Raw genomic sequence first — 15,291 nt, 5'->3', positions numbered from 1 at the left:
GTTATAGTCTCGTGGGCTCGGAGATGTGTATAAGAGACAGGAGGTGACCATCGGCGAGGTCGGCGCCCGCGGCGACGGCATCGCCAGCTTCGAAGATGCCAAGCTCTTCGTGCCGCTGACCGTCCCCGGCGACCGCGTGCGGGTGGCCGTGAAGGAGGCCGCCAACGCCAAGGGAGACGGTCTGCGCGCCGACCTGCTCGAAATCCTGGAGCCCGGCCCGGGACGCGCCGTGCCGCCCTGTTCCCATTTCGGAACCTGCGGCGGCTGCACGCTCCAGCACATGGAGGACGCCGCCTACGCCGCCTGGAAGGTCGGGCTGGTGCAGGGCGCTTTGGCCCGTGTCGGGCTGGGTGACGCGCCCCTGGAGCCGCTGTCCCGGACGCCTCCGGCCGCGCGCCGCCGCGCGCGCTTCGCCGCGCTGAAGCGGGGACGCCGCGTCTGGCTCGGCTTCAACGAGCGGATGAGCCACCGGTTGGCCGACCTGACGGAATGTCCGGTGCTGCGGCCCGGCCTGTTCGCGCTGGTGGAGCCGCTGCGCGGGCTGCTGCTGTCGGTTCTGCCGGACGGCAGCGGCTGCGACGTGATCGCCACCGACCTGGAGGGCGGGATCGACCTCGTGCTGGTCGGCCCGCGCAGCCTGGACCGCGCGGCTCGGGAGCGGCTGGTGGCTTTCGGCGAGGCGGAGGGTGTGGCCCGCATCTCCTGGCAGGCCGACGAGCGTGGCACATCGGAGCCCATCGCCCACCGCCGTCCGCTGGCGGTGTCCTTCGCCGGCCTGCCGGTCACCCCGCCGCCCGGCGCCTTCCTCCAGGCGAGCGCCGAGGGGGAGGCCGCCCTGGTTGCCGCCGTCCTCGCCAACATCGGGGAGCCGAAGCGGGTGGCCGACCTGTTCGCCGGGCTGGGCACCTTCGCGGTCCCGCTGGCCCAGCGGGCGGCGGTCCATGCGGTGGAGGGGGACGCCCCGGCGCTGGCCGCGCTGAACAAGGCGGCGGGGGCGCTGCGCCTGACCACGGAGCGGCGCGACCTGTTCGAGAACCCGCTGACGGCGAAGGAACTGGCGCGGTTCGACGCGGTGGTCTTCGACCCGCCGCGCGCCGGCGCCACCGCCCAGGCGCAGGCCCTGGCCGGCTCGAAGGTGCCGCGGGTGGTGGCGGTGTCCTGCAACCCCGCGACCTTCGCCCGCGACGCCCGGACGCTGGTGGACGGCGGGTATGTGTTGAGCCGCGTTTACCCCGTGGACCAGTTCCTGTGGTCCGCCCACGTCGAGGTCGTCGGGGTGTTCAGCCGCCCGTAGCGGCCGCGAGGGGAACGGGGAGCCACAAAGGGCACGACGATCATCACCATCCTCGTGCCTTCGTGGTGAGTCACCCTCAGTCCAACTGCATCACGATGGCCTTGAGATAGGCCGACTCCGGCAGATGCGGGTGCACCGGATGGTCCGGGCCGGCCCCGGCGCTGCGCAGGATGCGCCCCGTCCGTCCGGCGTCGTGCAGGCCGCGGGCGACCTGCTCGGCAAAGGTCGGCGGGTCCACGTTGTGGCTGCAGGACGCGCAAAGCAGGAAGCCGCCCGGCGCGGTGATCTTGGCGGCCAGACGGGTCATCTTGCGGTAGGCGCGGCAGCCGACGGCGAGGTCCTTCTTGGCCTTCACGAAGGCCGGCGGGTCGGCGATGACCACCCCGAACCGCTCGTCCTCGGCGTTCAGCCGCTCCATCTCTTCGAAGGCGTCGGCGCGGCGCGCCTCGAAGCGGTCAGCCACCCCGTTGGCCTCCGCCGCGCGGGCGGCGTTGTCCAACGCGCCCTGCGAGCGGTCGACCGACACCACCGACGACGCGCCTTCGACGGCGCAGAGCACGCCGAAGCCGCCGTTGTAGCTGAAGAAGTCGATGGCCCGCTTGCCCTTCGCCAGCTTGGCGATGAAGGCGCGGTTGTCGCGCTGGTCGTAGAACCAACCGGTCTTCTGCCCGCCCAGCGGGTCGGCGAAGAAGGTGGCGCCGTTTTCCTCCAGCCGGATCGGGCCGTCGATCTCGCCCTTCACCAGCCGGCTTTCCTCGGGCAGCCCCTCCAGCGCGCGCTGGGTGCTGTCGTTGCGCAGGATGACCGCGCGCGGGGCCAGCACCTCGTCGATGGCGGCCAGGATGGCGTCGATGCGCTGGTCCATGAAGACGCTGTTGGCCTGCACCGTCACCACGTCGCCGTAGCGGTCCACGATCAATCCCGGCAGCCCGTCGGCCTCCGCGTGCACGACGCGGTAGTAGGGCCGGCCGAACAGCGCCTCGCGCGTTGCCACCGCGCTCCTCAGCCGCCCGGCGAGGAAGGCGTGGTCGACCACCGTCGCCGGGTCGCTGGACAGCATCCGCGCGGCGATCAGGGTGTGCGGGTTGAAGGTGGCGATGCCCAGCGGTTTCCCGCCGGGGTCCAGCAGGCGCACCGGGCTGCCCGGCGGGATGGCCTTGGCCGCCGTGTCCATCTGGACTTCGTTGGAATAGACCCAGGGGTGGCCGTGCAGGACGCGCCGCTGGCGGCCGGCCTGCAGATGGATCGCCCGGTATTTGACGGGGGTGGTGGGGGTGTCGGTCATGATGGCCGCATCCTAGCCGCTCGCGCCCGCCGAGCAAACGGTCACATCGCCGGAGTCGTAGGAAACGGAGGATGGAGTCGCGGGATGGGGCGGGGCGCCGGCCCGTTCCGGCGGGACTTACGGGATGCCGAGTGGGCTTTCCGCCTGCGACCGATGCGCGCGGTTGTCGTTGGCGCCGTCCATCGCCTTGCACAGCCGCAAGGTTTCCGTGCGGTGCCCGTCCTGGTGAAAGCATGTCAGCAGGGACCCGCGCGACCCGGTCTCCCCGGCCAGCAATTCCGGCAGGGAGGTGTGAATCGCCGTGCATCCGTGGCTGCGCGCCAGACGATCCATGGAGCGCAGCAAAGTCTCCGCCGGACCCGTCATGTCGAACAGGTCGAGCACGACGAAATTCTCCACGGCCAGAATTCGGCCGTGGCGAAGATGCTCCGCAATAGCGTATGAGAAAAGTCCATGGAGGTACCCCCGTGCGTTCTGCACGGTCATGATGCCCGTCGGCGTCGCGGGGGTATCAACCGGCCCGATAAGTGCTGCGGCAAATGCGCGCCATTGCTCCACCGGCAGGTCCGGGAAGATGGCCCGCACCAGCGGATAGGCCTGGTCGATCTGACGCTGACCGAGAGGTTTCGCGATGAAGCTTTCGTCCATGCCCGTCCGACCGCGTGAAGGACGGTGAACGATGGCAGGCACCGGTAAGACCGGTCGTTGACGTAGATCAATGTTGCAAGGTCCACCCCTACACATATTGGGATTATTGGAGGCAGGCGCAACCGGCGTCCGCATAAGAAGTGCATCGTATGTGAACCTGCCCCCCTCCTTAACAGTACGTACCCAGCGGTGGTGCAACCTCAGAGGGAGCGGCCCGAGCCGCCCGGGGCAAACGGGAGAGATTGAATGACATCAGCGACTCTGACGCCAGGGGCCGCCCTGGGCAGCCAGCGGGTGTCGGAAAATGTGCGTTACTACGAAGACGCCGTCCGACTCTTCGTCATCGCTGCAGTGTTCTGGGGCGTCGTCGGCTTCCTGGCCGGCGTCTTCATCGCGCTGCAGCTCGCTTTTCCGGCGCTGAATCTCGGCCTTGAGTGGACGAGCTTCGGGCGCCTGCGGCCGGTCCACACGTCGGCCGTGATCTTCGCGTTCGGCGGCAACGTCCTGTTCGCCACCTCGCTCTACTCCGTGCAGCGCACCAGCCGCCAGTTCCTGTTCGGCGGTGAAGGCCTCACGAAGTTCGTCTTCTGGAACTACAACATCTTCATCGTCCTGGCGGCGCTCAGCTACGTGCTCGGCTACACCCAGGGCAAGGAGTATGCGGAGCCGGAGTGGATCCTCGACCTCTACCTGACGGTCATCTGGGTCCTCTACGCCATCCAGTTCGTCGGCACGGTGATGACCCGCAAGGAGTCGCACATCTACGTCGCCAACTGGTTCTTCATGGCGTTCATCCTGACCGTCGCGATCCTCCACATCGGCAACAACGTCAACGTCCCGGTGTCGCTGACCGGGATGAAGTCCTACCCGTTCGTCTCGGGCGTGCAGAGCGCCATGGTGCAGTGGTGGTACGGCCACAACGCGGTCGGCTTCTTCCTGACCGCCGGCTTCCTCGGCATCATGTACTACTTCGTTCCGAAGCGCGCGGAGCGGCCGGTCTATTCGTACCGCCTGTCGATCGTGCACTTCTGGACGCTGATCTTCCTCTACATCTGGGCCGGCCCGCACCACCTGCACTACACGGCTCTGCCGGACTGGGCGCAGACGCTGGGCATGACCTTCTCGGTCATGCTGTGGATGCCGTCCTGGGGCGGCATGATCAACGGCATCATGACCCTGTCGGGTGCCTGGGACAAGCTGCGCACCGACCCGGTCCTGCGCTTCCTCGTGACGTCGGTGGCCTTCTACGGCATGTCGACCTTCGAGGGTCCGCTGATGTCGGTGAAGCCGGTCAACGCCCTGTCGCACTACACCGACTGGACGATCGGCCACGTGCACTCCGGTGCGCTCGGCTGGGTGGCCTTCATCTCCTTCGGCGCGATCTACTATCTGGTCCCGGTCCTGTGGAAGCGCTCGCAGCTCTACAGCCTGCGTCTGGTCAGCTACCACTTCTGGACCGCCACCATCGGCATCGTGCTCTACATCACCGCCATGTGGGTGTCGGGCATCATGCAGGGCCTGATGTGGCGCGCCTACGACAACCTCGGCTTCCTCCAGTACTCGTTCGTCGAGACGGTCGCGGCCATGCATCCCTTCTACGTGATCCGTGCTCTGGGCGGCGTCCTGTTCCTGGCTGGTGCCCTGATCATGGTCTACAACCTGTGGCGCACGGCCAAGGGTGACGTCCGCATCGAGAAGCCCTATGCCTCCGCCCCGCACAAGGCGGCGGTCGGTGCGGCCTGACGCCGGAGGAACTGAGAAAATGGCTGAGCAAAAAAAGGGCTTTAGTCACGACACGATCGAGCGGAACACGCTTCTGCTCATCGTTCTGATCCTGATCACCGTGTCGATCGGCGGCCTCGTCCAGATCGTCCCGCTGTTCACGATCGAGTCGACGATCGAGAAGGTGGATGGGGTCCGTCCCTACTCGCCGCTCGAACTGGCTGGCCAGAACATCTACTTCCGCGAAGGCTGCTACAACTGCCATAGCCAGCAGATCCGTCCGTTCCGCGACGAGGTGGAGCGCTACGGTCACTACTCGCTGGCCGCGGAAAGCATGTACGACCATCCCTTCCAGTGGGGCTCCAAGCGCACCGGTCCGGACCTGGCTCGCGTGGGTGGCAAGTACTCCAACGACTGGCAGGTGGCCCATCTGGTCGATCCGCGCGCCGTGGTGCCAGAATCGATCATGCCGGGCTACGCCTGGATGAAGGACCGTCCGCTGAAGTACACCGACATCCAGGATCACATGAAGACCCTGCGCATCGTCGGCGTCCCCTACACGGACGAGCAGATCGCCAGTGCCAAGGCCGACCTCGAAGCGCAGAAGAACCCGGACGCCGACACGGCCGGTCTGATGAAGCGCTACCCGAAGGCCGTCGTGGCGAACTTCACGGGCAACAAGGGCGTCACCGAAATGGACGCGCTGGTGGCCTACCTGCAGGTCCTGGGCACCATGGTGGATTTCACCAAGTACCAGTCGCCCAAGCAGCTCCAGCAGTAACCGGGAGGGATCCATGGACTTGGATTCGATCACTGTCGCCCTGCGGTCCTTCTGGACCGTCTGGCTGGCCCTGCTCTTCACCGGCATCGTGGTCTACGCCATGTGGCCAGGCAACCGGGGCAAGTTCGAAGACGCCTCCCGGATCCCGCTCAAGGAAGATGGTCAGGAGTTTTAGGCCATGGCACAGAAAGAAAAGGACGCCCTTTCCGGCGTCGAGACCACCGGCCACGAGTGGGACGGCCTGCGGGAGCTGAACAACCCCCTGCCCAAGTGGTGGCTGTACATCTTCTACGTCTGCATCGCGTGGTCCCTCGTCTACTACGTGCTCTACCCGGCTTGGCCGCTGGGCAAGAGCTACACGAAGGGCCTGCTCGGCTACTCGCAGCGCGAGGAGCTGGTGCAGAAGGTTGCCGACGGCAAGAAGGCTCAGGAAAAGTACCTGACGGCCATCGCGGCGACCTCGGTCGAGGACATCCAGAAGAACAAGGACCTCCTTGCCTTCGCGATGGCCGGCGGCCGCTCCTACTTCAACGAGAACTGCGCGGCCTGCCACGGCGCCGGCGGTCAGGGTGCCAAGGGCTTCCCGACGCTCGCCGACGACGTGTGGCTGTGGGGCGGCACCACCGCCGACATCTACAAGACCATCCAGCACGGCATCCGTGCGGATGACGGCGACACCCGCGGGACGGTCGGCATCGGCATGACCGCCTTCGGCCGGGACGGCATCCTGAACCGCGAGCAGATCGGCCAGGTCGCCGAGTACGTCCTGTCGCTGAACAAGCGGTCGACCGACGCCGCCGCCGCGGAAAAGGGCAAGACCGTCTATGACGAGAACTGCGCCGCCTGCCACGGCGACAGCGCGCAGGGCTCGGTTGCGGTCGGCATGGACGTCGGCGCTCCGCCGCTCGTCACGGCCAACTGGCTGTATGGCGGCGACAAGGCCACGCTGGTGGAGACCATCACGAACGGCCGCGCCGGCGTGATGCCCGCCTGGTCGAAGCGTCTGGACGACGCGACGGTCAAGTCGCTGGCCGTCTACGTCCACAACCTGGGCGGCGGCAAGTAAGCCGCCCAGCCAGGAGCGGCCGGCCGGAAAGGGGCACACCCTTTCCGGCGGGTTCGCCGGACTTCGGTGCCGGGGAGGCGACTCCCCGGCATTTTCTTTTTCCGGGCCGCGACCGGGGGATAGGGAAGGGCGACGGACCCTGAAAATCCGCCCTAAAATCCGCCCGAAAATCCTTTGATCCAGCGCAATGCCCCTGTGACGTTCTGACGCCATAGTCCCCTCGCCACCGCCGAACCATGTCGGCATGGCCAAGCCGCCCCGCGGCGGACGCCGGAGGAGGAAGGCGAGGTCATGAGCACGACCACCGAACAGCAACCGCCCCAGACCGATCTGTTGGAACGCCCGGAGGCGGTCGCCGGGGACCCCTTCGCCGCCCCTTCTCCGAAGGCGCCGCGGCGTGCCGCGCGCTCGATGTACCAGAAGCATTCGAAGGTCTATCCCAAGGCGGTGCACGGCACCTTCCGCCGCATCAAATGGGCGGCGCTGGCGGTTTTCCTGGCGATCTACTACGTGCTGCCCTGGGTCCGCTGGGACCGCGGGCCGAACGCTCCCGACCAGGCGGTTCTGCTCGACCTCGCCAACCGCCGTTTCTACCTGTTCTTCGTGGAGCTGTGGCCGCAGCAGATCTATTACCTGACCGGCGCGCTGATCCTGGCGGCGCTGGGCCTCTTCCTGGCGACCTCGCTGGCGGGCCGCGTCTGGTGCGGCTACGCCTGCCCGCAGACGGTGTGGACCGACCTCTATGTCTGGGTCGAACGGCTGGTCGAGGGTGACCGTGGTGAGCGCATCCGCCTCGACCAGGGCGCCTGGACCGCCCGGAAGGCCGGGCGCAAGGTTCTGAAGAACCTGATCTGGCTGTTGATCGCTCTGGCGACCGGCGGCGCCTGGATCTTCTACTTCACCGACGCGCCGACCCTGCTGGGCGAGATGCTGCGGTTCGAGTTGTCCTCGACCGCCCTCGGCTTCATCGGGCTGTTCACCGCCACGACTTATCTTCTCGCCGGCTTCGCGCGGGAACAGGTCTGCACCTACATGTGCCCGTGGCCGCGCTTCCAGTCGGCGATGATCGACGAGGACAGCCTGATCGTCACCTACCAGGACTGGCGCGGCGAAGGCCGCAGCCTGCTGCGCAAGTCGCAGAGCTGGGAGGAGCGCGGGGCCGAGGGGCTGGGCGACTGCATCGACTGCTTCAACTGCGTCCAGGTCTGCCCCGCCGGCATCGACATCCGCGACGGGCTGCAGATGCAGTGCATCGGCTGCGGCCTGTGCATCGACGCCTGCGACGAGATCATGACCAAGGTCGGGCGGCCGACCGGCCTCATCACATTCGACACCCAGACCAGCCAGGTGGCCATCGCCACCGGCGGGCAACCGGTGCCCTTCCGCCTGCTGCGCCCGCGCACGATCCTCTACACGCTGATGATGCTGGTCATCGCCGGCGGCATCGGGGTCGGGCTGCTGCTGAAGCCGGGGCTGGACATCAGCGTCCTGCGCGACCGCGCCCCGCTGTTCGTGGCGCTGTCCGACGGGTCGGTGCGCAACGCCTACACCTTCAAGATCTCCAACATGACCCGCGACCCGCGCGCCTACACGCTGGCGGTGTCCGGCGTGGCGGGGGCCAGCCTGTCGGTGGCCGGCGACGGCCAGGATGAGCAGGCCGGCACCCAGCGCCTGACCGCCGATCCGGACATGGTGGCGACCTACAGAATTTTCGTGACCGCGCCGCGCACCGGTTTGCAAGGCGCCTCCCAGCCCCTTACCTTCAGGCTTGCCTCGGCCGATGGTGAGGTGGCGACCTATGACTCCGTCTTCATGGGGCCGGCCAACTGATCCCGACCGGCTCTTCGCGCTGCATTCACCAAAGGTCAAGACGACGATGACGCTGTCCACCGACGCCGGAACCCGCCGCACCCCGCCCCGCCGGACCGGTCGCCAGCCCGGCTGGTACATCCCCTGGATCTTCGTGGCCGGATTCGCCGTCGTGATCGCGGTCAACGGCGTGATGCTGCACTTCGCCCTGTCGAGCTGGACCGGTGTCCAGACCGAGCAGCATTTCATGAAGGGCCTGAAGTACAATGAGGATCTGGCCGGCGCCCGCGCCCAGGCCGAGCGCGGCTGGAAGGTCTCCACCGACTTCACCAGCACCGAAGCGCAGAAGGGCATCCTGGCGCTGACGCTGCACGACAAGTACGGCAACCTGCTGAAGGACGCCGAGGTGAAGGTCGCCTTCATCCGCCCGACCAGCGAGGGCCACGACGTGCGCCTCGACCTGCCCTATCTGGGCGAGGGCCGCTTCGCCGCCCCGGTGTCGCTGCCGCTGGCCGGCCAGTGGGATCTGCGCGTGGAAATCCACCATGCCACCGGCGACTACCAGGACGAGCAGCGCCTCTTCATCAAGTAAGCGCCCAGCGCCCAAACCTACGGCAAACAAGCATACGGGTTCCGTGACATGACCGTCTGCCTCCACTGCGGGCAGGAGCATCCCGAGGGCACCGGCACCACCGCCTCCGATGGTACCGGCCCCTTCTGCTGCACCGGCTGCGCGGCGGCCTACGATCTCGTCCGCGGGCTCGGGCTGGAACGCTATTACGAGCGGCGCTGCGTCGATCCCGCCGCCCGGCCCCTGCGCCCGGACGGCGAGGCACCGCCGCTCGACTACGCCCCCCACGCCAAGCACGCCGAGGACGGCACCGCCTCGCTGCACCTGATGGTCGACGGGCTGCAATGCGCGGCCTGCGTCTGGCTGATCGAGACGGCGCTGGCCCGCCAGCCGGGGGTGACCCACGCGCGGCTGAACATGACCACGCGCCGCCTGTCGGTGACGTGGCGCGCGGCCGAGACCGACGCCAACACGGTGGTCGACACCGTCGCCCGCATCGGCTACCGCGCCGTCCCCTTCGATCCGGAACGGCTGGGCGACGCCCAGGCGAAGACGGAGAAAGAGCTTCTGCGCTCGCTGGCCGTCGCCGGCTTCGGGGCCAGCAACGTGATGCTGCTGTCGGTGTCGGTCTGGGCCGGTCACGCCACCGGCATGGGCAGCGCGACGCGCGACCTGATGCACTGGTTGTCGGCGCTGGTCTGCATGCCGGCCATCGCCTACGCCCTGCGGCCCTTCGCGCGCTCGGCCTTCCAGGCGCTGCGGCGCGGGCGGACGAACATGGACGTGCCGATCACCATCGGCGTCCTGCTCGCCACCAGCATGAGCCTGTTCGAGACGATCAACAGCGGCCAGCACGCCTATTTCGACGGCGCGATGATGCTGCTGTTCTTCCTGTTGATCGGCCGCTACCTCGACCAGCGGGCGCGGGGCCGGGCGCGCTCGGCGGCGGAGCAGCTTCTCGGCCTGCACGCCACCTCGGTGACCGTTCTGAACGAGGACGGGCGCAGCGCCATTGTCCCGCCGGACCAGGTCAGCCCCGGCTCCACCATCCTGGTGGCGGTGGGCGAGCGGGTCGCGGTCGACGGCACGGTCTGCGACGGCGTGTCCGACCTCGACACCGCCCTGATCACCGGCGAGACGGTGCCGGGCAGCGTGTGCCCCGGCGACCGCGTGTTCGCCGGCATGCTCAACCTCACCGCCCCGCTGCGCGTGACCGTCACGGCGGTGGGGGAGGGCACGCTGCTGGCCGAGATCGTGCGGCTGATGGAGGTGGCGGAGCAGGGCCGCGCCAAATACGTCGCCATCGCCGACCGCGTGTCGCGCCATTACGCTCCGGTCGTCCATGTGGCGGCGCTGGGCACCTTTCTGGGCTGGCTGCTGCTCGGCGGGCTGCCCTGGCAGGATTCGCTGATGAACGCGGTCGCCGTGCTGATCATCACCTGCCCCTGCGCGCTGGCGCTCGCCGTGCCGGTGGTCCAGGTGATCGCCAGCGGGCGGCTGATGCGGCAGGGCATCCTGCTGAAGACCGCCACGGCGCTGGAGCGGCTGGCCGTCATCGACACGGTGGTCTTCGACAAGACCGGCACGCTGACCGAGGGGCGCCCCGTCCCGCAGCTCGACGGCGTGGCCGAGGACGACCTGCGCCTCGCCGCGGCGCTCGCCGGGGCCAGCCGCCATCCGCTGGCCCGCGCCCTGACCCGCGCGCTGCCCAATGTTCCCGTCGCCACCGGCGTGCGGGAGGTACCCGGCGCCGGCCTCGCGCTGGACCGGCCGGAAGGCGAGATCCGGCTGGGCAGCCGCGCCTTCACCGGCGCGCCGGACACGGCGGAGGACGCCGCGGGACCGGAGCTGTGGCTGGCCCGTCCCGGCGCCGCGCCGGTGCGCATCACCTTCCTCGACGCGCCGCGCGCCGACGCCGCGGCGGTGGTGCGCGGGCTGAAGGCGCGGGGCCTGGACGTCCGGCTGCTGTCCGGCGACCGCCGTGGTGCCGTGGCCGCGGTGGCCGCGCAGCTGGGCATCGAGGACTGGCGGGCCGGCCAGACGCCCGCCGACAAGACCGCCGTTCTGGACGCGCTCGCCGCCGAGGGCCGCAAGGTGCTGATGGTCGGCGACGGGCTGAACGACGCCCCGGCGCTGGCCGCGGCCAGCGTGTCGATGTCGCCGTCCACCGCGGTGGACGTCAGCCAGACCGCCGCCGACGTGGTGTTCCAGGGCCGCCGCCTGCGCCCCATCCTGGAGGCGTTCGAGGTGTCCCGCCGCTCCGGGCGGCTGGTGCGCCAGAATTTCGGCATCGCGCTGGTCTACAACCTGTTCGCGGTGCCCATCGCCATGGCGGGCATGCTGACGCCGCTGCTGGCGGCGCTGGCCATGTCCTCCTCCTCCCTGATCGTTATCGCCAACGCCCTGCGGCTCAGCCGCGGTGCGGTGACCAAGGACCTGACCGATGACCGAGCTTCTCTATCTGATCGCGATCGCGCTGAGCCTGGGGCTGATGGGCCTGGGGGCGTTCCTGTGGGCTCTCAAGTCCGGGCAGTTTGACGATCTGGACGGGGCGGCCCACCGCATCCTGTTCGACGACGAACCGCCGCGCCCGAACGCCGAGCCGTCGAACCCGCCAAAAGGGCGCTGATTGGCCGCTCCGGCGGGCCGCTCATAAGGCATTCGTATGGCAATTCGGCCACGGCCCCCGTGAGCACCGTTGCGAAACAGACCGAATATGACGATTATGGGGGCGTTGTACGGCTAAGGGTTGGGTCATGCCATGCCACCCTTTGACATGGGGCGCGCCCGCGAAAAGGGCGCGGCGAGTGAGATGAATCCCTGTGGGGCCTGTCCCGTGCGCAGTCTGACCGTCTGTGCCGCTCTGGACCCCGAGGAACTGCGCCGTCTCGCCGACATCCTCCAGACGTCCCGCGTCGAAGCCGGACAGACCCTGTTCAGCGAGGGCGACGCGGCGGACGCGCTCTACAACGTCACCGCCGGCACCGTGAAATTGTACAAGCTGCTGCCGGACGGGCGCCGCCAGATCACCGGCTTCCTCGTCACCGGCGACTTCCTGGGTCTGGCCGTCAACGAGAGCTACGCCTACACCGCGGAGACGGTCACGGCCGCGACGCTCTGCCGCTTTCCGCGCAAGAAGATCGACGCGCTGATGGACGAGTTCCCGAAGATGCAGCGCCGTCTCTTCTCCATGGCCTCGAACGAGTTGGCGGCGGCGCAAGACCAGATGCTGCTGCTCGGCCGCAAGACGGCGAAGGAGAAGATCTGCTCCTTCCTGCTGATGCTGTCCCAGCGCGCCGCCCGGCGCGGGCACAAGGAAAACCCCGTCTACGTGCCGATGAGCCGGGCCGACATCGCCGATTATCTGGGCCTGACCACCGAGACGGTCAGCCGCACCTTCACCCAGCTGAAGACCGCCGGGGCCATCTCGCTGCAGGAAGGCAACAAGGTTCTGATCAGCGACATGGACGCCATCTACGACATGGCCGAGGGCTGCTGAGTCTCTTTTCGGGCACGAAACGATTGCTTCGGTCATCATTCGTGATCTGATATGTCGTATTCCAGGAAAAATTCGCATCTTTCGTGCGATCCCGCTCTGGCGGGACGCGCCCGCGCGGGCTAACATCCGCCGCCCGACTGGCCGGAACCGAAAACAACAACGACGGCCGGCCCAAAGAAGAACGGCTGCAACAGCCCACGCTCAGGAACCGAACCCCGATGACCGAACCCGATACCAAGCGCGTCACCGACGAAGAAGCCCTTCTGCTGCACTCCTCCGGACGTCCGGGCAAGCTGGAGATCGCGCCCACCAAGCCGCTGACGACCCAGCGCGACCTGTCGCTGGCCTATTCGCCGGGCGTGGCCGTTCCCTGCCTGCGCATCGCCGAGGACCCCAGCACGGCCTACGACTACACGGCCAAGGGCAACATCGTCGCCGTCATCTCCAACGGCACGGCGGTGCTGGGTCTGGGCGACCTCGGCGCGCTCGCCTCCAAGCCGGTGATGGAGGGCAAGGCGGTGCTCTTCAAGCGCTTCGCCGACGTGGACGGCATCGACCTGGAGGTCGATACGAAAAACGTCGACGAGTTCGTCAACTGCGTCCGCTTCCTCGGGCCGAGCTTCGGCGGCATCAACCTGGAGGACATCAAGGCGCCGGACTGCTTCATCATAGAGGAGCGCCTGCGCGAGTTGCTGGACATCCCCGTCTTCCACGACGACCAGCACGGCACCGCCATCATCGCCGCCGCCGGCCTGATCAACGCCTGCGACATCACCGGGCGGAACCTCAAGGACGTGACGATGGTGGTCAACGGCGCCGGTGCTGCGGGCATCGCCTGCGCCGAGCTGTTCACCACCATGGGCGTGCCGCGCGAGAACATCATCCTGTGCGACACCAAGGGCGTCGTCTACCGCGGCCGCACCGACGGCATGAACCAGTGGAAGTCGTCCTTCGCGGTGGAGACGGACAAGCGCACGCTCCAGGAGGCGGTCGCCGGCTCCGACGTCTTCGTCGGCCTGTCGGCCAAGGGCGCGATGACGCCGGAGATGGTCAAGTCGATGGCGGCCAAGCCGATCATCTTCGCGCTGGCCAACCCCGATCCGGAAATCACCCCGGAGGAGGTGAAGGCCGTCCGCTCCGATGCCATTGTGGCGACGGGCCGCTCCGACTATCCGAACCAGGTTAACAACGTCCTGGGCTTCCCCTACCTGTTCCGCGGCGCGCTCGACGTGCGGGCGACCACCATCAACGAGGCGATGAAGGTCGCCGCCGCCAAGGCGCTGGCCGCCCTGGCGCGCGAGGACGTGCCGGACGAGGTGGACGCCGCCTATTCGGGCCGCCGCCTGCGCTACGGGCCGGAATACATCATCCCGGTGCCCTTCGACCCGCGGCTGATCGTGACGGTGCCCGCCGCGGTGGCCCAGGCCGCCATGGAAACCGGCGTGGCGCGCAAGCCCATCGTCGATCTGGCGGGCTACCGGAATTCGCTGCGCACCCGGCTCGACCCCACGGCGGACAGCCTCCAGCTCATCCTGGAGAAGGTGAAGGCCAACCCGCGCCGCGTCGTCTTCGCCGAGGGCGAGGAGGAGCGGACGATCCGCGCCGCGCTCGCCTACCGCGCCGCCGGCTTCGGCACGCCGGTGCTGATCGGGCGCGAGGCGGTCATCAAGGAGCAACTGGCGGCGATGGGCCAGTCCGGCGTCTCGCTGGAGATCCACAACGCCCGAGTCTCCGACGCCAACCGCCGCTACAGCGACTATCTGTACCGCCGGATGCAGCGCAAGGGCGCCCTGCTGCGCGACTGCCAGCGCATGGTGAACCAGGACCGCAACGTCTTCGCCGCGCTGATGGTGGCGCAGGGCGACGCCCACGCCATGGTCACCGGCCTGACCCGCACCTTCGGCGTGGCCTTCGAGGAGATCCGCCGGGTCATCGACGCCAAGGCGAACGAGCCGGTCTTCGGCCTGCACGTCTTCCTGACGCGCAACCGCACGGTGCTGATCGCCGACACCACGGTGCATGTCCGCCCCAACGGCCAGACGCTGGCCGACATCGCCATCGGCGCCGCGGCCAAGGCGCGCCAGATGGGGCACGAACCGCGGGTGGCGCTGCTGTCCTTCTCCAACTTCGGCCAGCACCCGCACCCCCACACCGACCCGCTGCGCGAGGCCATCTCCATTCTCGACAGCCGCCGCGTCGATTTCGAGTATGACGGGGAGATGTCGGCGGACGTGGCGCTGGACTACCAGCTGATGAAGCGGGTCTACCCCTTCTGCCGGCTGTCCGGCCCGGCCAACGTGCTGATCATGCCCGGCCTGCATTCGGCCAACATCACGGCGAAGCTGCTCAACAAGATGGCCGGCGGCCAGATGATCGGCCCGCTGCTGATCGGCTTGGACAAGCCGGCGCAGATCGTCACCATGGGCGCCTCGGTCAACGATCTGGTCACCGCGGCGGCGCTGGCGGCCCACGACTCGCTGCCCTGGTAAGCGGGAGGGTTTTTTGGACGACGCGCGGGCCGGGCGATGACCCCGGCCCGCGCGTTAATCTTTTGTGACGCCCGCTCACCGGCTTGCGGGATGGTGTAAAAGCGGAGTTCCGTCCCGACAACCGTCC

13 protein-coding genes are annotated in these 15,291 nt (G+C 68.3%); 11 read left to right on the top strand and 2 right to left on the bottom strand.

Going from position 1 to position 15,291, the window contains the following annotated elements:
* Positions 1-25: 25 nt before the first annotated feature.
* A complete protein-coding gene (locus tag Q4I23_RS04630; protein ID WP_498525443.1) occupies positions 26-1,294 on the top strand; it encodes a class I SAM-dependent RNA methyltransferase in 1,269 nt (422 codons plus the stop codon).
* 76 nt (positions 1,295-1,370) lie between these two features.
* Here Q4I23_RS04630 and Q4I23_RS04625 read toward each other — a convergent pair whose 3' ends face one another.
* Together Q4I23_RS04625 and Q4I23_RS04620 are read right to left on the bottom strand one after the other, a co-directional pair.
* The gene (locus Q4I23_RS04625; RefSeq protein ID WP_498525442.1) at positions 1,371-2,579 is read right to left on the bottom strand and encodes a class I SAM-dependent rRNA methyltransferase; all 1,209 of its coding nucleotides are present in this window, start codon (positions 2,577-2,579) and stop codon (positions 1,371-1,373) included.
* A gap of 117 nt (positions 2,580-2,696) precedes the next feature.
* A complete protein-coding gene (locus Q4I23_RS04620) occupies positions 2,697-3,227 on the bottom strand; it encodes a hypothetical protein (RefSeq protein WP_038525553.1) in 531 nt (176 codons plus the stop codon).
* A gap of 246 nt (positions 3,228-3,473) precedes the next feature.
* Here Q4I23_RS04620 and ccoN point away from each other — a divergent pair, with 246 nt between their 5' ends.
* From ccoN to Q4I23_RS04570, 10 genes are all read left to right on the top strand, one after another.
* Positions 3,474-4,970: a cytochrome-c oxidase, cbb3-type subunit I gene (gene ccoN, locus Q4I23_RS04615; RefSeq protein ID WP_014238794.1), complete on the top strand. Its 1,497-nt coding sequence runs from the start codon at positions 3,474-3,476 to the stop codon at positions 4,968-4,970.
* A gap of 19 nt (positions 4,971-4,989) precedes the next feature.
* Positions 4,990-5,730 carry a cytochrome-c oxidase, cbb3-type subunit II gene (gene ccoO, locus Q4I23_RS04610; protein ID WP_114861498.1) on the top strand — a complete coding sequence of 247 codons (741 nt, stop codon included), beginning with the start codon at positions 4,990-4,992 and terminating at the stop codon, positions 5,728-5,730.
* A 13-nt stretch (positions 5,731-5,743) separates the two neighbouring features.
* Positions 5,744-5,905, top strand: coding sequence for a cbb3-type cytochrome c oxidase subunit 3 (locus tag Q4I23_RS04605; RefSeq protein WP_014238792.1), 162 nt, complete (start codon positions 5,744-5,746; stop codon positions 5,903-5,905).
* Between the two features lie 3 nt (positions 5,906-5,908).
* Positions 5,909-6,796, top strand: a complete 888-nt coding sequence (ccoP, locus tag Q4I23_RS04600) for a cytochrome-c oxidase, cbb3-type subunit III (RefSeq protein ID WP_183177485.1) — start codon at positions 5,909-5,911, stop codon at positions 6,794-6,796.
* Positions 6,797-7,087: 291 nt separating this feature from the next.
* Positions 7,088-8,626, top strand: a complete 1,539-nt coding sequence (ccoG, locus tag Q4I23_RS04595; protein WP_498525441.1) for a cytochrome c oxidase accessory protein CcoG — start codon at positions 7,088-7,090, stop codon at positions 8,624-8,626.
* 46 nt (positions 8,627-8,672) lie between these two features.
* The gene (locus Q4I23_RS04590) at positions 8,673-9,197 is read left to right on the top strand and encodes a FixH family protein (RefSeq protein WP_498525440.1); all 525 of its coding nucleotides are present in this window, start codon (positions 8,673-8,675) and stop codon (positions 9,195-9,197) included.
* Between the two features lie 48 nt (positions 9,198-9,245).
* Positions 9,246-11,714, top strand: coding sequence for a heavy metal translocating P-type ATPase (locus tag Q4I23_RS04585; protein ID WP_498525439.1), 2,469 nt, complete (start codon positions 9,246-9,248; stop codon positions 11,712-11,714).
* On the top strand, positions 11,668-11,805 hold the full coding sequence (ccoS, locus tag Q4I23_RS04580; RefSeq protein ID WP_454020535.1) for a cbb3-type cytochrome oxidase assembly protein CcoS: 138 nt from the start codon (positions 11,668-11,670) through the stop codon (positions 11,803-11,805). Before Q4I23_RS04585 ends, ccoS begins: the two co-directional genes overlap by 47 nt.
* A gap of 207 nt (positions 11,806-12,012) precedes the next feature.
* The gene (locus Q4I23_RS04575) at positions 12,013-12,675 is read left to right on the top strand and encodes a Crp/Fnr family transcriptional regulator (RefSeq protein ID WP_237904659.1); all 663 of its coding nucleotides are present in this window, start codon (positions 12,013-12,015) and stop codon (positions 12,673-12,675) included.
* A gap of 218 nt (positions 12,676-12,893) precedes the next feature.
* Positions 12,894-15,164: an NADP-dependent malic enzyme gene (locus tag Q4I23_RS04570; protein ID WP_498525438.1), complete on the top strand. Its 2,271-nt coding sequence runs from the start codon at positions 12,894-12,896 to the stop codon at positions 15,162-15,164.
* Positions 15,165-15,291 lie beyond the last annotated feature (127 nt).

It is taken from the genome of Azospirillum sp. UFLA03-27 (assembly GCF_059803775.1).
This window is presented reverse-complemented; position numbering and strand designations above follow the sequence as displayed.